Annotated in this window: 27 protein-coding genes; 15 read left to right on the top strand and 12 right to left on the bottom strand. The window is 51.6% G+C overall.

What is annotated here, in order from left to right; all coding sequences use genetic code 11:
- Positions 1–55 precede the first annotated feature (55 nt).
- Positions 56–229 carry a hypothetical protein gene (locus tag BLW34_RS15415; protein WP_177165920.1) on the bottom strand — a complete coding sequence of 58 codons (174 nt, stop codon included), beginning with the start codon at positions 227–229 and terminating at the stop codon, positions 56–58.
- Between the two features lie 544 nt (positions 230–773).
- The gene (locus tag BLW34_RS01995) at positions 774–1,277 is read right to left on the bottom strand and encodes a hypothetical protein (RefSeq protein ID WP_090574913.1); all 504 of its coding nucleotides are present in this window, start codon (positions 1,275–1,277) and stop codon (positions 774–776) included.
- 983 nt (positions 1,278–2,260) lie between these two features.
- On the opposite strand from BLW34_RS01995, the gene BLW34_RS16320 reads away from it, so the two are divergent.
- The 3 genes from BLW34_RS16320 (at position 2,261) to BLW34_RS01985 (ending at position 3,863) form a co-directional block, all read left to right on the top strand.
- Positions 2,261–2,494: a hypothetical protein gene (locus BLW34_RS16320; RefSeq protein ID WP_218138736.1), complete on the top strand. Its 234-nt coding sequence runs from the start codon at positions 2,261–2,263 to the stop codon at positions 2,492–2,494.
- A complete protein-coding gene (locus tag BLW34_RS17300; protein WP_371263902.1) occupies positions 2,392–2,628 on the top strand; it encodes an MTH938/NDUFAF3 family protein in 237 nt (78 codons plus the stop codon). The genes BLW34_RS16320 and BLW34_RS17300 overlap by 103 nt, the downstream gene beginning before the upstream one ends.
- Positions 2,629–2,705: 77 nt before the next feature.
- Positions 2,706–3,863: a methyltransferase gene (locus BLW34_RS01985; RefSeq protein ID WP_090574910.1), complete on the top strand. Its 1,158-nt coding sequence runs from the start codon at positions 2,706–2,708 to the stop codon at positions 3,861–3,863.
- A 17-nt stretch (positions 3,864–3,880) separates the two neighbouring features.
- Here the strand turns inward: BLW34_RS01985 and BLW34_RS01980 are convergent, their stop codons facing one another.
- Entirely contained in the window at positions 3,881–4,210 is a 330-nt protein-coding gene (locus BLW34_RS01980) for a nucleotide pyrophosphohydrolase (protein ID WP_090539928.1), read from the bottom strand.
- 22 nt (positions 4,211–4,232) lie between these two features.
- Positions 4,233–5,468 carry a TIGR03862 family flavoprotein gene (locus BLW34_RS01975; RefSeq protein WP_090574906.1) on the bottom strand — a complete coding sequence of 412 codons (1,236 nt, stop codon included), beginning with the start codon at positions 5,466–5,468 and terminating at the stop codon, positions 4,233–4,235.
- Positions 5,469–5,606: 138 nt separating this feature from the next.
- Between BLW34_RS01975 and BLW34_RS15410 the strand changes: the two genes are divergently transcribed.
- The 3 genes from BLW34_RS15410 (at position 5,607) to BLW34_RS01960 (ending at position 9,181) form a co-directional block, all read left to right on the top strand.
- A complete protein-coding gene (locus tag BLW34_RS15410; RefSeq protein ID WP_143037841.1) occupies positions 5,607–5,816 on the top strand; it encodes a hypothetical protein in 210 nt (69 codons plus the stop codon).
- Between the two features lie 376 nt (positions 5,817–6,192).
- On the top strand, positions 6,193–6,393 hold the full coding sequence (locus BLW34_RS01965) for a hypothetical protein (protein ID WP_090574900.1): 201 nt from the start codon (positions 6,193–6,195) through the stop codon (positions 6,391–6,393).
- The gene (locus BLW34_RS01960) at positions 6,377–9,181 is read left to right on the top strand and encodes a cation-translocating P-type ATPase (RefSeq protein ID WP_090574897.1); all 2,805 of its coding nucleotides are present in this window, start codon (positions 6,377–6,379) and stop codon (positions 9,179–9,181) included. Before BLW34_RS01965 ends, BLW34_RS01960 begins: the two co-directional genes overlap by 17 nt.
- A 355-nt stretch (positions 9,182–9,536) precedes the next feature.
- Here the strand turns inward: BLW34_RS01960 and BLW34_RS01955 are convergent, their stop codons facing one another.
- Positions 9,537–10,025 (bottom strand): YajQ family cyclic di-GMP-binding protein, encoded by a 489-nt coding sequence (locus tag BLW34_RS01955; RefSeq protein WP_090539918.1) that lies wholly within the window; start codon positions 10,023–10,025, stop codon positions 9,537–9,539.
- A 354-nt stretch (positions 10,026–10,379) separates the two neighbouring features.
- Here BLW34_RS01955 and BLW34_RS01950 point away from each other — a divergent pair, with 354 nt between their 5' ends.
- Positions 10,380–12,959, top strand: coding sequence for a M14 family zinc carboxypeptidase (locus BLW34_RS01950; RefSeq protein WP_090574894.1), 2,580 nt, complete (start codon positions 10,380–10,382; stop codon positions 12,957–12,959).
- A gap of 45 nt (positions 12,960–13,004) precedes the next feature.
- Here the strand turns inward: BLW34_RS01950 and BLW34_RS01945 are convergent, their stop codons facing one another.
- Positions 13,005–13,820 (bottom strand): SDR family NAD(P)-dependent oxidoreductase, encoded by an 816-nt coding sequence (locus BLW34_RS01945; RefSeq protein WP_090539913.1) that lies wholly within the window; start codon positions 13,818–13,820, stop codon positions 13,005–13,007.
- Positions 13,821–13,920: 100 nt separating this feature from the next.
- Here BLW34_RS01945 and BLW34_RS17295 point away from each other — a divergent pair, with 100 nt between their 5' ends.
- The 5 genes from BLW34_RS17295 to BLW34_RS17290 all read left to right on the top strand — a co-directional run bounded on the left by BLW34_RS17295 (position 13,921) and on the right by BLW34_RS17290 (position 15,290).
- Entirely contained in the window at positions 13,921–14,067 is a 147-nt protein-coding gene (locus tag BLW34_RS17295; protein WP_090574891.1) for a DUF1826 domain-containing protein, read from the top strand.
- Positions 14,068–14,190: 123 nt separating this feature from the next.
- Positions 14,191–14,652 (top strand): Fur family transcriptional regulator, encoded by a 462-nt coding sequence (locus BLW34_RS01935; protein WP_090574888.1) that lies wholly within the window; start codon positions 14,191–14,193, stop codon positions 14,650–14,652.
- A 158-nt stretch (positions 14,653–14,810) separates the two neighbouring features.
- On the top strand, positions 14,811–14,990 hold the full coding sequence (locus BLW34_RS01930) for a hypothetical protein (RefSeq protein WP_090574885.1): 180 nt from the start codon (positions 14,811–14,813) through the stop codon (positions 14,988–14,990).
- Complete coding sequence (locus tag BLW34_RS01925) at positions 14,984–15,136, top strand: type II toxin-antitoxin system RelE/ParE family toxin (RefSeq protein ID WP_090574882.1); 153 nt, start codon at positions 14,984–14,986, stop codon at positions 15,134–15,136. The genes BLW34_RS01930 and BLW34_RS01925 overlap by 7 nt, the downstream gene beginning before the upstream one ends.
- Entirely contained in the window at positions 15,120–15,290 is a 171-nt protein-coding gene (locus BLW34_RS17290; RefSeq protein WP_090574879.1) for a type II toxin-antitoxin system RelE/ParE family toxin, read from the top strand. The genes BLW34_RS01925 and BLW34_RS17290 overlap by 17 nt, the downstream gene beginning before the upstream one ends.
- A 345-nt stretch (positions 15,291–15,635) precedes the next feature.
- On the opposite strand, the gene BLW34_RS01910 is transcribed toward BLW34_RS17290, so the two are convergent.
- The 4 genes from BLW34_RS01910 to BLW34_RS15405 all read right to left on the bottom strand — a co-directional run bounded on the left by BLW34_RS01910 (position 15,636) and on the right by BLW34_RS15405 (position 18,510).
- Positions 15,636–16,175, bottom strand: coding sequence for a hypothetical protein (locus tag BLW34_RS01910; RefSeq protein WP_090574873.1), 540 nt, complete (start codon positions 16,173–16,175; stop codon positions 15,636–15,638).
- A 212-nt stretch (positions 16,176–16,387) separates the two neighbouring features.
- Positions 16,388–18,016, bottom strand: coding sequence for a SagB/ThcOx family dehydrogenase (locus BLW34_RS01905; RefSeq protein WP_090574870.1), 1,629 nt, complete (start codon positions 18,014–18,016; stop codon positions 16,388–16,390).
- A gap of 23 nt (positions 18,017–18,039) precedes the next feature.
- Entirely contained in the window at positions 18,040–18,252 is a 213-nt protein-coding gene (locus tag BLW34_RS01900; RefSeq protein WP_090574867.1) for a hypothetical protein, read from the bottom strand.
- 117 nt (positions 18,253–18,369) lie between these two features.
- Positions 18,370–18,510, bottom strand: coding sequence for a type I restriction-modification system subunit M N-terminal domain-containing protein (locus tag BLW34_RS15405; protein ID WP_218138731.1), 141 nt, complete (start codon positions 18,508–18,510; stop codon positions 18,370–18,372).
- Between the two features lie 204 nt (positions 18,511–18,714).
- Here BLW34_RS15405 and BLW34_RS01895 point away from each other — a divergent pair, with 204 nt between their 5' ends.
- A complete protein-coding gene (locus BLW34_RS01895) occupies positions 18,715–19,275 on the top strand; it encodes a DUF2796 domain-containing protein (RefSeq protein WP_177165919.1) in 561 nt (186 codons plus the stop codon).
- Between the two features lie 12 nt (positions 19,276–19,287).
- Here BLW34_RS01895 and BLW34_RS01890 read toward each other — a convergent pair whose 3' ends face one another.
- Positions 19,288–19,914 carry a DUF3299 domain-containing protein gene (locus BLW34_RS01890; protein WP_256203533.1) on the bottom strand — a complete coding sequence of 209 codons (627 nt, stop codon included), beginning with the start codon at positions 19,912–19,914 and terminating at the stop codon, positions 19,288–19,290.
- Between the two features lie 102 nt (positions 19,915–20,016).
- Between BLW34_RS01890 and BLW34_RS01885 the strand changes: the two genes are divergently transcribed.
- Positions 20,017–20,757 carry an ABC transporter ATP-binding protein gene (locus BLW34_RS01885; protein ID WP_218138730.1) on the top strand — a complete coding sequence of 247 codons (741 nt, stop codon included), beginning with the start codon at positions 20,017–20,019 and terminating at the stop codon, positions 20,755–20,757.
- On the top strand, positions 20,747–22,003 hold the full coding sequence (locus tag BLW34_RS01880; protein WP_090574861.1) for an ABC transporter permease: 1,257 nt from the start codon (positions 20,747–20,749) through the stop codon (positions 22,001–22,003). The genes BLW34_RS01885 and BLW34_RS01880 overlap by 11 nt, the downstream gene beginning before the upstream one ends.
- Positions 22,004–22,013: 10 nt before the next feature.
- On the opposite strand, the gene aroG is transcribed toward BLW34_RS01880, so the two are convergent.
- Positions 22,014–23,114, bottom strand: coding sequence for a 3-deoxy-7-phosphoheptulonate synthase AroG (gene aroG / locus BLW34_RS01875; protein ID WP_090574858.1), 1,101 nt, complete (start codon positions 23,112–23,114; stop codon positions 22,014–22,016).
- Between the last annotated feature and the right edge of the window lie 196 nt (positions 23,115–23,310).

Below are 23,310 nucleotides of genomic sequence, written 5' to 3'. Positions count from 1 at the left end.
TTCGTCCACATCAAAAGATGTTGTCTCCTAAAATAACGTGAGTTCGACATAAAGATCACATCAGCACGACTGGAAGAGCTTGAGAAAGCCTGATATTAAGTAAGGGTTTTTTCTCCCGGAATGCGTAAGCTACCAGCCCGGCTATCAGATTAACAAAAAAGTCAAATACCCCCGGCTTTGCCGGGGTATTTGACTTTGGGGTTGCCGTTGCGTTACCAGAAAGAACCATTCGTGCTGCCCTTTCAGCGTCAGTTGGTTCTGACGAGTGTCGCTCCAAAGAAAGCCGAGTCTACCGGGGACACGAGCTAGCCCGAATATTTCACAAATTGGCACGTGCCCTCACTTGTCTTTTGATTAATAAGAAAGATTTTGCTCAGTCGGGTGTATGAATCACTACACCACTCCTTCTCAAAACTTCCCTATTAGTCAAAATCCTGCGTGATCATCACGCGAATTTATGAAATATTCGGACTAGTGGGTGCAATCAAGGTGTGGATTGCGGGAGCTAGGCGTGGAGTGACGGTGGCAATCAAAAAGAAGCTCAAGCGATGTAATGCGGTGGAACCGGGATCGCGCACATGAACAATAGGCGCTTGGGGAGAAACTTCCCGAAAGGCGTTACAGTCGATACTATGAATATAAACCTGCGCAAGGTTCTGCGTCAGCTGGCGCTTTTGTGTACCCGTTTTGAAATCAGTTTTAATCAGTTGCTGGTTAGCAATATGCTAAATCCACAGCTTAATAGCTGAAAAAACAGGTTTTTTCAGGGACGACTAATTAGGTAAGCAAATTTCACCTTCAAATTGTATATCAATTGCTAATTGACAGTTGATGCTACCGTTAATTACAAGTTTACCCGCGGTAACACCCTGAAAAATTCCACGTCCGGATAAAGGTATAGAAATTTCACTGAACGTCCCATGTATACCTGCTGCAGGATTTTCTGGATCACAACTTTGAAATGTACCCGAGCCCGATGTGCTCAAAGTAAGCTGAGAATGGGTAGTTTCGTTGTTTGCACAGAACAAGGTATGTATAAAATTGATCGAGCCATCGGGCCCGGCACCGCCATTACCCATCATCGCACAGTCAAGTTTACTATTTCTGCCCGACATGCGAACAATTCCTAGCGTTACTCCGGGAGCAACGGCGTTATCATATATCTTACCTTTGACAGCTAAGGACGTTGTATTCTTAGGACATGTAGCATTTGCTTGTCCTGTCAATGCGATCAAACTTACCATGGCAAGTATAAAAGTATTTTTTTTAATGGACATTACGACCTCCTTTATAAAAAATAAAAATTTTTACTGAATAAAGTTTGGATAGAAACCAATTACACTTTGTACCTTCTTGTCATGCGTAGGCACTATAATCGCCTCCTGATATCACTGCATCAACCGATGAACTTTTAGAATCGGCTGCTCTATTTTTTCTTACCATGATCAGCCAGCAGACTAAATGCCCAGAACTTGTGAGCAGGTGGGTGGAAACCTTCCAATATCCAAGTTGTATTTCTAGTAAAAAATAGCTTCTTGCCAGATCTAAAATTTACAAACATGGGGTATAGGAGAAATAAACACCCTTTTTTATTATTGATGATCGGGCCCTAAAATAGTTTCAAGCGACATATTTAAAAAGAAGGTACCGAAAACCTGAAATGCAAGAATTAAAACTATTTGAGGGCCTGTGATCTATAAGCTCTGGTGCTTCTATAGATTATCGAAATATGATGGCGAAAATACATACTAACACATATGAGTTATCTCGTTGACAAACGATCAAAGAAGTATTTTTTGATGCAAATTATGCAATACACCGATAGCTTGATGCTTTTTTTCCTTTAAAATAAAAGATACTCTAGGAAAAGCTCAATCCAATCATGAAGAGGGCTGAGTTCGATAGAATCGCGGATTTGTACAGGTGATCGAAACGGTGGCCGGGTGAGTCGAGATGGTTAAGAATACTGGCTGGTCGGTAGTCTACCTTGTCGCGGCGGGCCTTCTGCAATTCGCCAAATTACCTCCATATCATTCCAAGGGTACTAGTCGCATTTACTTCCATCACCGTTTCACTCATGCGTGTAAGACTTTGAACTTGAACCGGCAGGCTCCAAAATGAGTCTCAACAAGATACGAAAGGTTCGAGGACTTTGGAAACACAAGCTAAATACGGCATCACCTATGACCGAAATGGGTAGGCATGCCGTTGTGCGCTTGAGCCGCCCATAGAATAATGAACATCTCTCAGGAGGGCCCTCATGAAACCTAAGATTGACGGTACCCAATTTGGCTCCATCACCATCGATGGGTCTGATATCGAACACGATGTGCTCATCAGGCCAGGCTATCGGGCGAGATCAAGAAGAGAAAGAAAAAACTATCCAGGGCCGTGTTTGGGACATCGCATATCATTTCGCTTGAAGAGGCTGAGCACATCTTCGAAAAGGGGGCTGAATGGCTTATCATTGGTTCAGGCCACAATGGCAATGTAACACTCTCTAAAGAGGCAGCGGAGTATTTCAAGAAAAAGGAGGTCCAAATTGATCTCTCACCCACGCCCGAAGCCATTCACCAGTGGAACAAGGCTAAAGGCTCAATTATTGGACTTTTTCATGTTACTTGCTGATTTCTGGATCCTGTCATGCATTTATATTTTTATTCCTTAGTCCCTGCTACCCAACCGTGAATAATTTACCTACCACCATGAGCGATTATCCCGTCATTCGCTGGCACGAAGCGGGCATTGATAGATCAGCCCGATGGTGTTCAGAAAAGGATATGCCGCCGCCCAGGCGCGTACTGGTCGCCGATGATCGCATGACAGCAGATGCGGCTTACCGCTTGGTCTGCGAAGGCACAGCGCTGCTGTGGCGAGGCGATTTTCAAAACGCGCGCCAATTACTGCAGGCGTTGGCGCGGCGCGCAGATAAAAAAAAGGGTGACGCACAAACCAAAAAAACAACCTCGTCCCCTACCGAACTCTTTCATCAGCATCGCCAGGCGCAATCGCAACGTGCCCGTATCCTGGACAGCTTGCAGATTCCTTTCAATGCAGATCACAGCATCCCTTTACGTCGCGCGCCCGATGTACGTTTAGCTTGTCTGGAAGCGTATGGCCCACGTGCAGAAGCTTATATCGTTTCGCTGCGTGAATTACAGGGGTTGATCGGGGCCTTTGAGTGGCGTAAAAAGGGTATAGCGTTGCCAGCATTGGGTGCACGTATTCATCCGCATTACGGTGTTTTTGCACCGATCCGCAGCGAATACGTCGGTTTGGTCGCAGATACCCCTTTACCTAGGCTGGTCACGACACACTCTGTCGCGTTCGATATCGGCACCGGCACAGGCATACTGGCCGCCGTGCTGGCGCGTCGGGGCATCCAGCGCATCGTTGCTACCGATCAGGATTTGCGTGCAATTGACTGTGCGCGCGAAAATTTGACCCGCCTAGGCTTGGCAAACCAGGTTGATCTGGCGCAAACAAACCTCTTTCCGGAAGGACAAGCATCGCTGATCGTGTGCAATCCGCCGTGGATTCCCGCTCGACCCAGTTCACCGCTTGAACATGCGATATTCGACCCAGGAAGTCGTATGTTGCGGGGTTTTTTGCATGGACTCAGCGCACATCTGGCGCCCGGAGGCGAGGGTTGGCTGATTCTCTCTGATTTGGCCGAATATCTGGGATTGCGCACGCGTGCTGAATTGCTTGCTGCTATTGACGCGGCAGGCCTGAGGGTCTTGAGTAAATCCGATGTCAAACCACACCATCCCCGTGTCGCGGATACCACTGACCCGCTGCACGCCGCTCGTAGAGCAGAGCTTACCTCTCTATGGCGACTAACACGACAAAATGATCGTTGATCTGGAAGGCACAGTTCCTATAAATCCGTGTATTTCTTTGCGATCCCTTTGGATTTTGCAACAGGATACTTCTGCGCGTTTTTTTCAATCTTCTCCAGCACGATGTGTTTAATATTAAAGTCGTATTTTTCAGCCAGCAGAAAAGCAAACGCGAAGACATCGGCAAGCTCCTCCTTCACTTTATCGATGTCTGCTTGCTCAGAAGGCTTCCAAAGAAAAGCTTCCAGAAGCTCGCCGGCCTCGATATTCAGCGCCAGCGCGAGATCTTTCGGATTATGAAATTGCGCCCAGTCCCGCTCATCACGAAACTCAAGTAATGCCCGGGTGATTTCTTTAATATCGCTCACTTGAGGTCAGTTCCAACGATGGCTAATGAAAGTTTTTTCTCGTTTGCAGCCAGGTTAAAGCGCCCATTCCGGCTGTCCGGCCACTGGCCAAAGCAGCGGTGAGTAGATAACCACCGGTTGGCGCTTCCCAGTCAAGCATCTCTCCTGCACAAAATACTCCCGGCATCATTTTCAGCATTAATTGAGCGTCCAGCGATTCAAAACAAACTCCCCCTGCGGTACTAATCGCTTCATCTATCGGGCGGGTGGCAATGAGTTTTATTGATACAGCTTTAATCGCAGCAGCCAGCAGCGCTGGATGAGCAAATTCTGCAGCAGACAAAGATTCCCGCAGCAGCCCCGCTTTTACTCCTGCAATTCCTATCTGGTTACGCAAATGATTCGCCATAGATTTGGAACCGCGCGGTTTAGATAATGCTTTAACTAGACCAGGTAAGTTTCTGTCAGGAGCAAGATCAAGATAAACCGTTACCGAACCACAGGCATTAATCGTGTCACGTAACGGCGCGGATAAAGCATAAATCAAACTGCCTTCTACACCTGTCGCAGTGATCATGAATTCTCCCGGTTTTTGATAACGTTTCCCGCTAGCATCGGTGAAGGATAATATCACCGATTTCAACGGCTGCGCGGCAAAGCGGCCACGAAAATACTCACTCCACGGCACCTCAAAACCGCAATTGGCAGGCTGTAATGGGGCGATGGCTACGCCTTGTTCTGCCAGTAATGGCAACCATGCGCCGTCGGATCCTAATTTTGCCCAACTGCCGCCGCCTAACGCTAAAATCACGGCATTAGCCTGAATTAATTTCTCGCCGTCTGGTGTTGAAAACTTTAAAGCTTGATTTGCATCCCAACCGCACCAACGGTGGCGGGTATGAAAAGTCACACCCGCTGCGCGTAAACGGCGTAACCAGGCTCTCAATAAAGGAGCGGCTTTCATTTCCAGTGGGAATACGCGTTGTGATGACCCCGCAAAAGTTTCAATGCCCAAATCACGTGCCCAGTCCCTGACCATTTGCGGCGTGAAACGATGCAGTAACGGTGTTATTTCTGATTGTCTGCTGCCGTAGCGCAAAACAAAATTGTTAAAAGGTTCGGCATGCGTCAGATTCAAGCCGCCTATTCCTGCCAATAAAAATTTGCGCCCGACTGAAGGCATCGCATCATAGAGATGAACGTCTAAACCTGGTTGACTTAAAACTTCAGCAGCCGTTAATCCTGCAGGACCGCCACCGACAATGGCAATAGTAGGCATGGTCGTTAAGACACTAAAAATGAATTAAATGGCCAATCCTCATCGCTCACTGGAGCGAGCTGACGATATTTCTGATAAAAATCAACCGAATTTTGCAAAAGTACCTAATCCACGGGATGAAATATTCGGGCTAACGATTTGATTCACTTGCAAAGCAAAGTGTTCGATGCTTTACAAGGAGGAACCGATGGCATGGACGCCTCAACTCGCAGGGATTATGCGCGTAACCGCAAGAACTATGCAAGCGATATGACGGATGCGGAATGGGAGAAAATAAAGCCGTATCTGTGCTGTCACCTGCGGCCCAGGCTGTGCGCGCACGACTTGGTTTCGCGCCGTGCGTGGTGAACGCGCGATATTCTCTCTGCTGCAATCGGGCTGCCAGTGGGAACATGCTGGCTAATACAACGTCAGGGGAGCTTTTTTCGGAATGGATCTGCCGTTCGACTCCGGCGGTACCTGCAAGCAGAATACCATGCTGACGCACCTTGCGCAGATCCACAGCAATATCGAAGTGCCGAAGATCGCCGCTTTCGGCTAACTGCGGGCTTTTCGCTATGAGTGGGGAGGGCTGGGTTGACGGGGACGCCAGAAAACGACTTTTTTGTGAACTGCGAAAGGAGGCTGATCATGTTTGCTGCACAGCTTTTTCAATGATCCTTTATTCCCGGTTTTGTTGTCGTGCTAATATTTTTAACCATCAACTGATAGGAGTATATCAATCATGAGCAACGTAGAGAAACAACAGGCTGCCACGCTTTTCCGCAAATGGTGGGTGCTGTTGTGTGGCCTCCTCCAGGAGCTGGGGAAGCTGTTCACACGTGACATGCTCTCCGTGCTCGGACTCGGCGCTGCACCGATTTGCCTGGGATTCAAGGACCCGATCTGCGATTTCACCGGTGGCACACATGTCTTCCAACGCTGACAGCGCCCCGTACCGGCAGTCGGTCGACGTAGTCCTGTCGGCGCTAGGGTCCGACGCGCATCGCGGTCTAAGCGAGGAGGAGGCGCGCGCGCGGCTCGAGCGGCACGGGCGCAACGAGCTCGCGGTGGAAAAGGTTGTTCCCGTCTGGCGCAAGTTCCTCGCGCAGTTCCAGGATGCGCTGGTCATCCTGCTGCTCGTCGCTGCCCTGATCTCGGCTGGCCTGTGGCTGCTCGAACGCGATTCCGCGCTGCCTTATGAAGCGATCGCCATTCTCGCTGTCGTGCTGCTCAATGCGTTCATGGGGTACGTCCAGCAGGCGCGCGCAGAGCAGGCGCTGGCAGCCTTGCGCGGCATGTCGGCGGCGCATGCCACCGTCGTGCGCAGCGGCGCACGACGCAGCGTCCTGGCGGCTGAGCTCGTGCCGGGCGATGTCATTCTAATAGAGGAGGGCGACACTGTTCCCGCCGATGCCCGGCTTCTCCAGTCGACGGCACTGCAGACGGCGGAAGCAGCGCTCACCGGTGAGAGCCTGCCGGAGTCGAAGGGCACCGACCCGATCGCGGAAGAGGCTATGCTAGGCGACCGGCACAATATGATCTTCAGCGGCACGGTGGCCACCTACGGGCGTGGCAGGGCGGTAGTGATTGCGACCGGCATGCAGACCGAGATGGGGCGCATCGCCAGCATGCTGAAGGAAACGCCGGTGGAGACCACGCCGCTGCAAAAGGAGTTGAGCCGCGTCGGCAGAATTCTCGGCATTATCGTCATCGTCATCGCTGCGGTGATGATCGGTACCATCCTTCTGGTGGAGGAGGTACGCGGGGCCGCGGCGATTTTCGACGTGTTCATCCTTGGCGTCGCGCTGGCGGTTGCAGCGGTACCGGAGGGCTTGCCTGCAGTGGTGACCGCGGTGCTCGCGCTTGGCGTACAGCGCATGGCGAAGAGGAACGCCATCGTGCGCCATCTCGCGTCGGTCGAGACCCTCGGCTCGGCGTGTGTTATCGCCTCGGATAAAACTGGAACGCTGACGCGCAACGAGATGACCGTGCGCGCGGTGGTGACAGCGAGCGGACGGGTCGAGCTTGGCGGCACCGGCTATGCACCCGTAGGCGAGGTCAGCCAGGTTAACGATATGCTGCGCTCGGAGCTTGAGCGCGCGCTCGCGGTTGGCGACCGCGCCAACAACGCTGTGCTCCAAGAGCGCGATGGCTGCTGGTCGGTGCAAGGCGATCCGACCGAAGGCGCGCTCGTCGTGGCAGCCCGTAAAGTGGGGCTGGAAGACGAGACGCTCGACGCGCGCTTCGAACGCGTCGGCGAAGTTCCATTCTCGTCAGAGCGCAAACTGATGACGACAGTGCACACCGATGCCGAGCGCCGGGGGCACTTGATCGCCTTCACTAAGGGTGCGCCGGACGTGCTGCTTGCGCGCTGCACGCACGAGCTCGTCGGTGTAGATACCAGAGTCCTTGGGGAAGCGAGGAAGGCCGAAATTCTGAAAACCAACGAAGCGCTCGCGCGCGAAGCGCTGCGTACGCTGGCGGTGGCCTTCCGGTTGCTGCCGGTGGACGCGTTCAATGCGGAAGAGGTGAGCGAGTGCGTGGAGCAGGAGCTGGTGTTCGCGGGATTGATCGGCATGATCGATCCGCCGCGGGCAGAGGCGAAAGAAGCGGTAGCGCGCGCGCGGGCGGCGGGAATCCGTCCTGTCATGATCACCGGAGATCATCCGGCGACGGCTGCGGTCATCGCTGACGAACTCGGCATGGCGGCCGACACGCGCGCCGTGACCGGTGCCGAACTCTCGAAGATGTCCGACGAAATGCTGGAGCGGACTGTCCGCGAGGTATCGGTCTACGCACGCGTCAATCCTGAGCACAAGCTGCGTATTGTGAAAACGCTGCAGCACCAAGGTGTAATCGTGGCAATGACTGGGGACGGCGTGAACGACGCCCCTGCGCTGAAGACTGCCGATATCGGCATAGCGATGGGCATCACCGGCACAGACGTGTCCAAGGAGGCCGCCGACATTGTGCTGACAGACGACAATTTTGCTTCGATCGTGGCCGCCGTGGAAGAGGGGCGCGCCATCTTCGCCAATATCCGCAAGTTCCTGCGCTACCTGCTGTCGTCGAATATCGGCGAGGTGATGACGATGTTCTTCGGCGTGTTATTGGCTGACGTCATCGGGCTGACCGCGGCGTCGCCCGGCGGTCTCGTGCTGCCGCTGCTCGCGACGCAGATCCTGTGGATCAATCTCGTGACTGACGGCGCGCCGGCCTTGGCGCTGGGCGCCGACCCGGCGGATGCTGATGTGATGACCCAGCCGCCGCGCCCGCGCAGCGAAACTGTGATTACTCCCCGCATGTGGTGGGGTATCCTGCAGGTGGGCGTCATCATGGCAGCGGGAACACTGTTTGTGCTGGACGCGAGCCTGCCCGGCGGTCTGATCGAAGGCGACGGTGACATCCACTACGCGCACACCATGGCTTTTACCACCCTGGTGCTCTTCTCACTCTTCACTGTCTTCAATGCGCGCTCAGACGAGCGCAGTGCGTTCGTGGGATTGTTCTCCAACAAGTGGCTGTGGAGCGCCGTTTTGCTGTCACTTTCTCTGCAGGCGTCGGTCGTCTACGTACCGTTTCTGCAACAGGCATTTTCCACGACGCCGCTCAACGCGGGCGATTGGCTGTTTTGCGCGATGGTGGCCAGCTCAGTGTTGTGGCTGCGCGAGCTGAGCAAGTTTGTTGTCCGTTCAGGCATGCTGCGTGCACCGCGGCATCCAGGGAGGTAGATCATGTCAGCGAAGAGGGGGCAGGCAACATAGGCGATGACAATGTGGCAGCACGCTTGCCCGCTGATTGAAATGCGCCTGCCACGAAGCAAAAGCCGTTGGGAACGATGAGACTATCGTCCGTTAAATCGCGGCGTGGAGCGAGGAAGCGATCCTCGCCGCGCCATATGGGTTAAGCGTAACCTTGAGCTGATTGATAGTTTGATCGTAAAGATTGGGTTGTCACGCGCGTTCCCATCAACATTACTCCCGAACAAAATGAATCAATCTATCATTATGAGAAACACCGAATATGCCGCTCTGCATACCCATCCAAGAGCGGCGGAATGGAGATATATCCCTCGATTCGTATAGCTTAATCCCTAAAATTCTGATATTGCAGTGGAAAGTCAGTAATGGATTTCTTGACGAATGCAATGCATTCCTGCAAGTCATCGCGGTTCTTGCCGGTAACACGCACGGATTCGCCCTGAATGCTGGCCTGCACTTTCAGTTTGCTTTCTTTGATCAGCTTGACGATCTTCTTCGCCAGTTCGGTTTCCACGCCTACCTTCACTGTGCAGGAACGCTTTACCTTGTTGCCGCTGACTTTCTCGATCTTGTCACTGACATCCAGGCTTCGGATGTCCACGCTACGTTTGGTCAGCTTGGTAGTGAGAATATCCTGCACCTGGCTCAACTGAAATTCATTGTCAGCATACAGGGTGAGCACCATTTCGGCCTGTTCCACGCGCGCGTCTGAGCCTTTGAAATCGAAGCGCGTACTGACTTCCTTGTTGGTTTGCTCGACTGCGTTCTTGACTTCGGTTTTATCTACTTCGGATACGATATCGAAAGACGGCATGTTTACTCCTCATTAGGCCACGAAAACGAAAAATTATTAGGGATCACCATAAAAATACCAGATCTGGCCTTATTTGTAGAAGGTAGCACTGATTTTTTTACCCTTGCACATGATTACGCATGAACGATTGAGCGTCCTCTTCAGCGCTCTTATGGCTATTTTTTGATCCTGCTACCGAAGAATCTAATTGTATGCAAATGCATTATTGTCTACCTATGTGTTATTCCTTAGCATCTTAACGCGAATTTATGAAATATTCGGGTTAATGCAGTAAAGCGGTATTGGTTTGATTCTTTGCTTCTGCTTCAAGTGTCGATCAGAAAATTGAAGTAGGTACACCTCAAGGAGGCTAAGATGTACCGTTATGTTGCAGCAGCAATATTCATTGCAATCATTGCACCGATCGCTTTTGCCAGCAATGGGACGACGACGATGCCTCCTCCTGGCGCAACTTGCTTACCCTTCCAGTCCATTCCTATTTTCACAAATGAAATACCCAATCCAGAAAGTGTACTTGGATTCCCCATCGGAGCCCAAGAGGTTACGACCGCTCAGTTGAACGAATATCTCGATGTGATTGATAGACACAGCGCACGAGTTGTTACGGGGACAGCTGCAACTTCCGCTTCCGAGGAGCGCCTGCCACTGCGTTATGCGATCATTGGGCACGAACAAAATGTCACTGCGGAGGGCCTCACTAGAATCCGTAACGCCACGCAACAATTGATCGATCCTGGCATCACCGCTAAAACTGCTCAAGAACTTGCTGCCAATACACCGGCGATCCTGTGGGTAACCGGCAATGTGCACGGCGATGAAGAAAGCGGCGCGGATGCCGCCCTTCGGGTAGTTTACGAACTCGCCGACCGGGATGACTGCGTCATCAACCATATCCTGGACAACGCGATCATCGTGGTATTACCTATCCAGAATCCCGATGGCCGTGAAGCCAATACGCGACGCAATGCTTATGGGTTCGATATGAATCGTGATTGGTTCGCACGCACGCAACCGGAAACTGACGGCAAACTCGAGCTGCTGCGGCAATATCCACCTGTACTGTATATTGATGCGCATGAAACCAGCATTAATCACTACTTCTTTCCTCCATATGCAGACCCTATTTACCATGAAGTACCCGACAGAGCTTTCAACTGGATTAACACCCTCTACGGAGCCTCGATCGCAGCAGAAATGGATCGCCAGAAAATTCCCTTTTTCAATGGCGCGCCATACGATCTCTATGCCGCTGAATATGGCGATACCGTCCCCACCATTGGCTTTCATGCTGCGGGCATGACCTTCGAGAAATACAATGGCGATGATATCGAGTCGCGCACATATCAGCACTTTGTAACTCTCTGGACATCACTCTTCGCTGCTGCAAGTAATAAGGAACGCATCCTCCAGGAATGGCACGATTCTTATGCTGATGCAAAAGCACAAGGTGCAACGGGTATGCTGGAAGCAAATGGTATTTATTATGACGCTAAAGAGCTTTTTCAAGAAGTACCCAATATTTCTGTCAAGCATTACTTTTTCTTGAATGAGCCGGGTCGCTCGCGGGAACTCGCACAATTAATACGGCGCCTCCAGCGCATGGATGTCAAGGTCTGGCAACTTAAGAAATCGCTTGCAGTACCCGATTTCCGTGCCTATGGCGAAGATCCGGGTGAAATCACGCTACCTGCGGGCACATACTGGATTCCGATGGCGCAAGGTCAGAAACATTGGATTCAGGCGATGTTGCACGAGAATCCCTATATTCCCATTAGTGTGAGCTACGATGTTTCAGCGTGGAGCAATCCATTATTGATGAACATATCAGGTGGCTCATCGGGAGCTGATTTCACACCAAACGCTGCGCTTGTAGCGCCGATCGAAGCGCCGATACCACCGGGACTCCCGGCTGGCGCGCCCAGAATCGGGTTATTTGAAATGCCCGGCAGTAATACGAGTATTCAATCCGCCGGTTCAATCCGTTACCTGTTCGAACGCGTCTGGGGTGTTCCCTATGTAAAGGTTACGGATGATGATATTAGAGCGGGCCTGCAAAACATCGATGTTTTGCTTGTTCCCGATGGCTATGTTAATTATGGGCTGCAGGCACTTGGCTCAGAAGGCAAGAAGGCGCTTGCTGCGTGGGTTGAAGGAGGTGGCCGGTATATCGGTTACCTTGCCGGGACGGAGCTTGCGGTTAGCACAGGCATCTCCACCGTTATTTTAAAATCGTCCCATACTAGCGCACCGGGCACGCTGATCCGCATCATACTCGATCCAACAAGCCCACTTGCAGCCGGGGTTGATCCAACTCCAGAAAGCCCCTCGACCTTGGAGAATCCTCCGACCGCCTGGATCATGTACTCCAACGATGATCGCATGACCCCTGGGCTTGGCAAGGCCGTTGCCACCTTTCCTGCTGAAAGCGACCCGGCGTTCCATACCTCAGGGCTTGCGATCAGCGTGGATGAATTATCAAATACGGCTGCCATTGTCGATGAACAAGTTGGTAACGGTCGCGTTATTGTCTTTTCCTTTGATCCGAATTTTCGCGCCTGGACAGAAGGTACCCAGCGCATTCTCTGGAATGCACTGTATGCACCTAATCCAAGTAGCCTTTCAGTCGCGACAGCCAGCAAAGTAGCGTCGGCAGAAGCACGAGCGTCTGCAGTTGATCGTGCAGATCAGGCTGCTCGTGAATTGCCTAAGTTAGGAAAAGCGATCCGTATCGTTGTGCGCCCCATGGATGCCGATGTCACGCGGGCAGTGATACAGCGTTATGGTGCCGAATTTAAGGAATTACAGCACCCCGATCGCACCATTTTTCTACTCGAAAACCGTAAAGGACTCTCCTGGGATGATCACCCCTACTTGTTAAATCTCGCTCATGATCTCAGAGAACTCGTAACTCCCATCTCTTTCAGCGCCCCATAATGGGATGCCTTGAGACGCACGCTGGCAGAACTGCCGTTCTGGCGCTCAGATTTTCATCTTAAGACGAACGGCCCAGTCAAAAATACGGCCGCCCAGCAGCCATCTTGATACTACTGCCGTTTTAGAGTCCGCAGGCAGGGCATGTCGCATAGGAGGAAATGAGGCCGTAGCGGCATCAAGTATTGCTTTTGCGATAATTTCCGGCCCCGGCGCTTGGGGCTCATTTGCCAGAAGACGCGGGAGCGCGGTCACTAGCTTCTGATAAGCGGAAGGATGCGCAACCGTTTTGAGCAATTCAAGCTCCTTTGCGGCAAATTCAGTTTTGATCAGGCCCGGGGCAATGGCCACCACGTTGATGCCAAATTTCATCACTTCTCCACGCAAGGTTTCCGACAACGCTTCCACAGCATGCTTGGAAGCCGCATACCAGCCGAAACCCGGTATGGAGATTTTGCCCAGGATCGAGGCAATGTTGATAATGCACCCCGACCGCTGCGCCCGCATATGTGGTATCACTGCCTGCATGAAACGTGCATAGCCGAAAACGTTGACTTCAAACTGCTGATGGGCCGCTTCCATCGAAACGCACTCGACTGCCCCCAACTGACCATAGCCTGCGTTGTTCACGAGCACATCGATCCGGCCTTTGGTTGCCATGACGTGGTTCACAGCCGCCCGGATAGCCTCCGCATCGGTCACGTCAAGACGAATCGGTTCAATGTGATCCGAACGTATCTGCTCCAGCCTGTCCATGCGCCGTGCCATGGCAAAGACGTAATAGCCGTTTCTGGCGAACAGTAGCGCCGTCGCTCTGCCAATACCGCTGGATGCGCCGGTTACCAATGCAATGCGTTGTGTCATGATGTGATGTCAGAGTGTGCAACTTGGAAAATAACGGGTTCATGGCCAAAAGGCAATCAAAACCCGCCAAAATTCCCTTGGTTGATTTGACAGTGTCGGCGTGCGGCTGAATGTGCTTGCCAGAACCCTGTGCCCGCGTTTCCATGCAGACAAAGTGCCTTGCCGCTTGATCACGACGTATGCTGGCAAAGGAACGGAGTGGCTGGATAAAGCCATCGATCGTGTTATGCTTGCAGGAAGGAGATAGCATGATTCATCGTTCACTGGCGCTTAATACGAATGAAACGCGACGACTGCTTACTTTAGACTTTGCTTGAATCGGCTATGAATACTGCTTAATCGTTGATTAAGTCACAGGAAATGATGAGAAATGTCCGTCGATATTGACCCTATCATCCAGAAATCACAAGAGGCGTGCGCATCGGCCGGCGTCAAACTAACCAAGCGCAAAAATGTACTCGTCGTGTTGCTGCGTTCCTCGATCCCTCTTTCTGCCTATGAAATTGCGGAAAGATATAAAACGCAATTTAATGAATCATTGCCGGTGATGTCGGTTTATCGCATGCTGGACTTTCTGATTCAGGAAAAACTGGTCCACAAGCTTGAAACAGCCAGTCTGTATATAGCATGCGCCCATATTGCCTGTGATCATCAACACGAAACCCCGCAATTCCTGATTTGTGACTGCTGCCATAGCGTCAAAGAGATCGGCATCAAACAGCACATCATGACGGAACTCGCGCGCAGCATTCAAAACACCGGCTTTACGCTGGCTCATCAGCAACTCGAACTGCATGGGCTTTGTGAGCGCTGCCAAAGTGACTCGATGTAATGGCCATGCTTTTGAATGCGTGAAAGAGGTGAGGGATTATTTTGGATTGCATTATTCACGGACCAGTCAAATTTCTTAGAGACTTGGCAGATTCAAGATTAAAGACTATTTTATGGTAGTACCAACAAAGTATTTTACCGGAAAGCGAGGTAAGTAATATGCGAGCAGCAAAACAGGAAGCATTGAAAACGATTGACCAATTGCCTGACGATGCAGATATGAATGAAATTATGTATCGGCTTTATGTGTTGGATAAGATCAGGAAGGGACAAGAAGCTGCGGAGCAGGGGAAAACTGTGACCAGCGAACAACTTAAACGAGAAATAGAGGCGTGGTAATCTGGACTGAGCCAGCGAAGGCCGATTTACGTGCTATCCATGATTTTATCGTCCATGATTCCCGTTATTACGCCAAGAAAGTTGTTCAGAATATCCGCGAGGAAATGGAGGGGCTAGCCCGAATATTTCATAAATTGGCAGAATAGTCCCGAGCTCAACGATGATAATGTGAGGGAATTGCCCCTGTATTCTTATCGAATTATTTATGAGATCAGTAATCAGGCTATATTTATACTCGCTGTGGTACATCAAAGAAGAAAACTAATAAGCGACGATATTTTAAGGGAAGCAAAAGACTAGACCCTTTGATGATATCCCCCAATAGGGCAGGGCTAGTCCGTGCATTTTACGAACGTTCACTTGAGTCTTTTGTTAGACCAGTTGATGCCCGAGCCAGCTTAATCAATGACATTAACGCCTCATTTACGGCCTTCTCGCTAGGAAATGCCTTTGCAACTTCCGGTTCGAGCACAGAAATTGAGGTCGGGTCGCGAATCAAGAATTTTTTATTTTTGCGAACAATAACCCTAATCGCCGTTCTTATTTTTCTTGATTCGCGACCTGACCCCAAATTCCAAATTCTGCACGACCTAACGTTTAAATTAAGGCAGCGGCGTGTCAGTTTCGTCCGCCTTCAACGAGTTGTTAGCTACTAAAAGCACTTGCACCTTTTCGATTTGAGTTCCATGGCGGCAAGTGATGATAGCGTTCCTGATAGCCAATTATGAGTTCTAACTCATTTAGTTCAGGACCACCTTGCACCAAGTCTAGCTCGCAATCATTGATACTGAAGCCGATGCTAAGTAGTGAGGTTGTAAGGCAACTTGCCACAGGATGAGAATGCCTTTTATCGTTTTCGGCGTTACCCGACTGTGCAAACAGACGCTCCGCTTGGCGACAGCTACGCAACATTGCATTAAAGCGCCCAGTGCTTTTTCCGGACTCATGCCCACCAATATAAAGAATTTCTAATGGGTCATTCCGATTTGGGATAGATAGGATTGACGGATGCCTCGCGCCAGCGAGACCAAGCCGGAGAATGTAGATGCACCGATCCCATTCAGGAACCTGCAACTCGGTAGCTGGCACGTATTCGGAAAGCTTGTAGTTCTTAATGAGAAGGTTGCCAGCGCAATAGGCAGCGAACACTTCTACGCTAAGATCTCTATGACGTTCTTCCCGCATATTTTGATGGCTAACTAGAATTAAGCCCTCGAAATAACGCAATCTATTGCGTCAATCATGAAATCTAATACGCCAAGCTTCATACTATCTCCTTATTTTTTATGGCAATAGATCGATTTAGCTTTCATCATAATAGATTTTGTTATACCCACTTACGAGCAATTGGGCTATATAGGCGGCCCTTTTCCTTGCTTTGACTACTTCCAGACTGATCAACATACCTGCCGGCCGGTAAGATGCGCATAAGGCGGCAGCGTGCGCAGGCGCGGGTCGTCCCGCGGGCCGCCGACGGTGAAGTGATAGAGCGATTGCCACGCATGGTCGGATAAGCCGAGCAGGGCGTGCAGCATATCATCGAAATAGCAGCCGATGCCGGTGCCGCGCAGGCCTGCGGCTTCTGCTTCCAGGTAGAGCGCCTGACCGAGCATGCCCGCTTCATGAAACAACTCGCAATAACGCCAGGCTCCCTCGTTTAACGCAGCCTTGAATTCGGCCAGCATGCCGAGCGAGAAGCAGCTATCGGCGGCGATGTCCTGGTGACAACTGATCAGGCGCGCCGCATCTCGGGCATCGGTAGAGAATAATCGAAACAAGCCAAGATGCCGGGGTGCGCCGGGTACTTCGGCCCATTCAGCATCCTCGCGTATTGCTTGACGTAACGCGGGCGCGACGGAGTGATCCCGCAGAAGCAGGTAGATACCCGGCGTTATCCCTGCGACACGATGCACGAACAGGATGAGATGCACCCGCGGCGGTCGTTGCCAGATCTCCCAGGGCGGTAGCTCAGGACGAGGCAGCAGGGCATCGAGCATTGTGAACCAGCGTTCTGTTGGCATGGCAGTCACGCCATCGAAACCGACAGCACTTCGGCGCTGGCGAATCAGCGCCCCTGCATCTTGCGAACAATCAATCGGCGCCAGGGGCGGCCATTGCGTTGGCGGGATCAACGATGAAGCAGGAGGGACAGGCCGTTCGGCAGCAAGATGCACCGTATCGATTCCCGCCCAATGGACATGCTGAGCGCTGAGGCGATTGGCCTGCCCGACAAAATTCAATCTGCTGGCCAGGGCTGCGGCTGCCTGAGCCGAATCCAACGACTCGGGCACATTTCCGCAGCCAATCCAGAGCGCGACCTCTACCGCCTCGCTTTCATGCTCTGCAAAATCGCCCATGCGCGCCACGCCAGTCAGCGCAGCAAGCGCCGCATCATGCCAATTCTCCAAGACCTGCGCGCGCCAGCCAAGCGTGGCGGCAGCATAGCTGACCGCAGCCAGAGCATGGCCGCAGTCATGTTGGCAGTAGCGGTAAGCGCGCAGGCCATACTTCCAGGCTTCGCGCCAATGAATAGACGTGAGGATCAGCACGCAGCCGCCAGCCAGCTCACTGCCCCAATCGGGATCAGCCTCGGCGCGCCGCTCCAGGCTGTGGTCATAGCTGACATAGTGATGCACGCCGCTCGCAAGGCCATCGCGTGCAGCGGCGAGCACATAGCATTCAGTAGGATGCAAATTTCCACTGGAAGGATTGCAGCGCAACGCCCAGCGCGAGCCCCCGTATTCTTTCCATGCAGACAAGCCGAAGCTCAGCTCCAGCAGCGTCGCCAAATTGGCCAGATTGATCGCTGCCGGTGTTTGCCGCCGGCCGCTGCGGACTTCGGCAAATGGCATCTGCAAGGGAGTGGCCCGTAAAGGCAACTCGCAGCGTTGCGTCCCCGCATAACGGCGAAACGGATCCGGTTGATTAGCCCAGTCCAAGCCACGGGGTCCCGGTGCATAGCCGTCCAAACGGTGTTTACTGGCTTCGTGATAGGTGATAACGGTTGATAATGCGTTGTTACTCATAGTTCGCCCACAAAAAATTACATTTATCGGTGCTTGCCGCCCCCCATTTTCCTGGGTTGGCTTCTATTGTTTTTCGTTGCGCCATCTTCTTCGCCCATCTCGGTAAGGGTCTGCTCCAAACCTTGCAAATCGGTTTCCGTTAACGGCTGATTGCTGCGCAGCCGATGAATCACGAGGTGGTCCAGATGGCTACGCAGGTAATCCCGGATCTTTTTCTCATACTGCGCGCCGGCCATCTTCGGCCCTCCGCTTCGTACGTCACTTCCTGGTAGCGGTTGATGGATAGGTCGTCATCGTTGGCGGCAATCTCGGCCTTGGTGTCTTGGTCGGCCATACCGATAGCGTCGAGCTGATCAACCACGTTGGCCAGCCAGCCGCTTGATGAACAGCAGATAGGTCAATTGCTCGATAACCGACAGCGGATGGGAAATGCCGCCGGAGCACATCGTGTCCCAGATGCGGTCGACTTTGGATTTGAGTTCACCAGTGATCATTGTTTTCCTTCATTCATTGTATCCGCCGCCAAGCCCGGCACAGGATCGAGAGGGTGTTTTTGCGCTCAACCCATGATTATATCGTTTCTGTATTTCATCGTTGATACCTGGCGATCGCGCGCAGAGACCTCATCGTGGGAACATTGCCGGGTAAGCTTGATGCATAATTCCTCCCTGAATATATTATTTATCCAGGGAGGAACTATGGTAAACAGACACTTATTGATAGGATGGCTATGGATCCTGCTTGGCAGCAGTCCACAAGTTTTTTCGTCAGGAGCCCATTTAACCCAGGGCGCGCATGTTCATGGTGAAGCGATGCTTAATATCGTGCTGGAGGGCAATGCTTTATCCATCGAATTCGATTCTCCCGCAGTCAATCTCATTGGATTTGAGCACGCACCCAGCAATGAGGAGCAAGCAGCCGCCTTCTCCAATGCGAAACAGATGCTGGCTTCCGCTGATCGCCTGTTTGATTTTTCAGCCACGACATGCCTGTTAGAGAATGCGGAAATTGAGACGCCTTACATGGAAAACCATGAGTCCGCGGATCATCAACATCACCATGAAGTCCAGCAGGAGCATGCTGATTTCCATGCCAGTTATACTTTTCACTGCGAGCAGGCTAAAGATTTAACCGCCATTTCGATAAAGCTTTTTGCGCTTTTTCCGGGTATCCAGGCCATCAAAGTACAATGGATTTTTCAGGGCAAGCAGGGTTCCGCTTCATTGACAGTGAACAATGCGACGCTTAGCGCTAACTAAGCAGCGACTGACTTATTCGGTATATGCCTCTACTTCCGCCACCTCCATCGCATAAGCAGAGGTGGCGACATCATTTTCCGTCAGGGTCGTTTTCAATAGACCTGTCACCCAGACAGGTTCATACAAAGCCTCAAGCTTGAGCCCTTTTTCAAAGACGCCATAGACAATCTGGTTGGGCGGTGGGGGGGGAACATGGATACACGCTCCGAAGAATGGCACTAAAAAGAAACGCGTGACAGTTTGTTGCTCACCAAACTCCAGTGGTACGATAAAGCCTGGTAATCTGATCCTTTGATTATCAAATTCTGGCTTGATTCGTGTCGATATGAGCGCCTGCTGGTATCGGTCGTCACTTGCCTGGGTTATCGCCAACATGAACTGACTGCTTAACTTATCTTCCTCAGAGCCATCTTCGATCTCATCCAGATAGGCCGGAGGATTCAATAAAGCATCCAGATCATCCGCTGGCATCAGATCGGTCCACTGAATGGTTTTATAAGGCTCAGTGTGAAGCACCTGCGGTTTAGCCAGCGTTTCATTGCCAGATGCCACTTCTAAACGTGCATTCGGCTCATTTGGGGAGCAAGCGATGAGCAAAGTAGCCAGGAGGCTGATGAATAGAGCTGATTTATTAATCAAGAAACTGAGTCTCATAAAAAGCAGTATCGATACCATAAAGTTGACGCCGTGCTACAGTATAGTACATTAGATCTAGAATAAAACCGACGAGGAGATTTTATCTTGCATTCAAACTCTCCGGGAAATTCACCATCAGGCGTTCCGGCCACAATACCTGATGCAGTAAGAATCAACGGCCTGCACTTTTCCTATCCTGGCAAAGTACACACGGTTGTTCTGGCTATTCCTGAATGGCGCGTTGCCAGAGGCGACCGAGTATTTCTCAAAGGCCCTTCGGGCTCGGGAAAATCAACCCTGTTGAATTTGCTGGCAGGTATCCTGGTCGCAAATAAAGGCACTATAGAAATACTGGGCCAAAACTTGGGCGCATTATCCGCCCGCGCGCGCGATCGCTTTAGAGCAGCGCATATCGGTATCGTGTTCCAGCAATTCAATCTCATTCCGTATTTGAGCGTGCTGGACAACATCCGGCTAGCCGCCCATTTTGGCAAAAAGGATAGGACCGATCTTGATTTAACCGCGAGGCAGCTTTTTGATATGCTGGAACTGGATAACACCGTAATCACTAAAAAAGCCAGCGACCTCAGCGTAGGCCAGCAACAGCGCGTCGCGATTGCCCGGGCGCTGGTGAATGCTCCGGAGATTCTGATTGCGGATGAGCCTACTTCCGCATTGGATAGCGATACCCGAGATGCTTTTATGCAAATGCTTCTGGAAATCAGCAAAACCCAGGGCAACACCTTAATTTTCGTAAGCCATGACACGGCGCTGGCCCCACATTTTCACCATGTGGTTAATTTGGCTGAAATCAACCAGGCAGGAGGCAGTCAACATGTTTGTTAAGGTCGCCTGGCATAGCCTGCTCAATCGAAAATACACGGTATTACTTGCCTTGATTTCGGTGGCGATCAGTACCTTTGTGTTGCTGGGGGTAGAGCATATCCGGCACGAAGCAAAAGAAAGTTTCAGTAAAACGGTTTCCGGCGTGGATCTCATCGTGGGAGCCCGTACCGGCCAGTTAAACTTGTTGTTGTACTCTATTTTCCGCATCGGGAATGCCACCAATAACATCTCGTGGCAAAGTTATCGTGAGCTCGCAGCCGATCCTAAAGTGGCCTGGACGATACCGATCTCATTGGGCGACTCCCATCGCGGTTACCGGGTGATGGGCACCACGCAAGACTACTTCACGCATTTTCGCTTTGGCCAGAATACCCCCTTATCCTTTGCGCAAGGCGGCCCTTTTTCACAGCTATTTGATGTGGTGATCGGCGCCGAGGTCGCCAAGAAGCTCGGTTATCGTCTGCATGACAGCATCGTGCTGGCGCATGGCCTTGGGCAGGCCAGTTTCAGTATCCATGATGATAATCCTTTTCGAGTCACCGGTATTTTGCGGGCGACCGGAACGCCCGTCGATCACGCCTTGTACGTCAGCTTGGCAGGGATGGAAGCTATCCACCTGAACTGGAAAGATGGCGTAAAAATACCGGGCAGGCAAATGGCTGCCCATGAGCTGGCAGCGCGCGACCTCACGCCCAAAAGCATCACTGCTTTCATGGTGGGACTTAAATCAAAAATGGCCACCTTTCATGTCCAACGACAAGTCAATCATTATCAGAAAGAACCGCTGCTCGCCATGTTACCGGGCATCGCGCTTACCGAGCTGTGGCAAATGATGAGTGTGATGGAAAATACGCTCAGATTAATTTCTATCCTGGTGCTGTTTTCATCGCTATTGGGATTAAGCACCATGCTGCTTTCCTCCATACGCGAAAGGCAGCGGGAAATTGCGGTCCTGCGCGCTATCGGCGCCCCCCCCTTTTTCGTATTTCTGATCATTCAAAGCGAGGCGCTGTTGATTTCCCTAGGCGGCATCATCGTCGCCATGTTTGCGCTAGCAATGGGGATCTTATTTGCTCAGACGTTTCTCGCAGAAAATTATGGGATCTTCATTAATCACTTTGCTGTTAACCATCAGACGCTCGGTATTTTGGGTACGATTGTGGTAAGTACTGGGGTGCTCGGGCTGATTCCCTCGCTCAGTGCATACCGCATGTCCTTACATCATGGTCTTGCCGTAAGGGGTTGAATGAGGCCATTTAGCCAACGCGAGGGAAGACCGTAACTTTCTTTGCCATACGCTGGGCCCTGCGCTGCTCCACTGCATTCGCCAATTGATACAACACCTGCTCGGTTGTTTCAAAACTGATGCAGCCATCGGTAATGCTTTTTCCGTAAACCAGTTGTTCGCGTTTCATGCCCTCCACTTTCTGATTACCTTCAACCAGATGGCTTTCGATCATCACGCCACAGATGGCATGGCTTCCGCTGGCGATCTGTTCGGCCACATTGGCAGCCACCTCCGGCTGGCGGCGATAGTCCTTATGGCTGTTAGCATGGCTAAAATCGATCATCAGGCAGGGTGGCAGCTTGACTTTGGATAGTTCTTCAATGGCCGAGGCTACACTGACTGCATCGTAGTTAGGCTTGCGTCCTCCTCGCAGGATGATGTGACAATCTTCATTGCCCTTGGTCGCAAAAATGGCTGTGTGCCCCTCTTTGGTCACTGAAAGAAAATGGTGCGGGCGGGAAGCCGCGCCAATCGCATCAATGGCGATGTTCAGGTTGCCATAAGTGCCATTCTTAAATCCAATGGGGCAGGAAGCGCCAGATGCCAATTCGCGGTGCGCCTGGCTCTCGGTGGTGCGCGCGCCAATGGCTGCCCAGCTGATCAGATCAGCCAGATATTGCGGGCTGATCAAGTCAAGGTATTCTGTTGCCGCAGGGATTCCCAGATTGTTCAAATCCAGCAGCAGTTTGCGCGCCATGCGTAAACCCTTATTGATATGGAAGCTGTTATCCAGATCAGGGTCGTTGATCAATCCTTTCCAGCCGATGGTGGTCCGTGGTTTTTCAAAGTACACTCGCATCACAATGTGCAACTGCTCCTTGAAAACATCGCGCAGATGCTTCAAGCGGGCTGCATATTCCAGCGCTGCATCCACATCATGGATGGAGCAAGGGCCGACCACTGCCAGCAAGCGATCCTCTTCACCATGCAAAATACGGTGAATGGCCTGCCGTGCTGCGTAAACCGTTTCGGTCGTGGTCTCGGTCACAGGATATTCGCGATGCAATTCCACCGGTGGGGTGAGTTCGTGCATGCCGATAATGCGTAAATCATCGGTCTGAAATTTCATAAGGGTTCCTTTATTTAATTGCTTACTGACCTAGGGTCAAAGATATTCATCCGCAGGCAATATAAAAGCAAGCGAAAAGCACAGAGGCTATTTTAACCTAGCCAGAACATACATTTCCTCAGTTTAGGCAATTTAGAGTAAAAAGCGGGGATGTCCAGGTCACGGATGAGGAGGTAGCTGCCTCGATGCCGCTCAA

It is taken from the genome of Nitrosomonas sp. Nm58, from assembly GCF_900107335.1.
Classification (GTDB): Bacteria; Pseudomonadota; Gammaproteobacteria; order Burkholderiales; family Nitrosomonadaceae; genus Nitrosomonas.
This window is presented reverse-complemented; position numbering and strand designations above follow the sequence as displayed.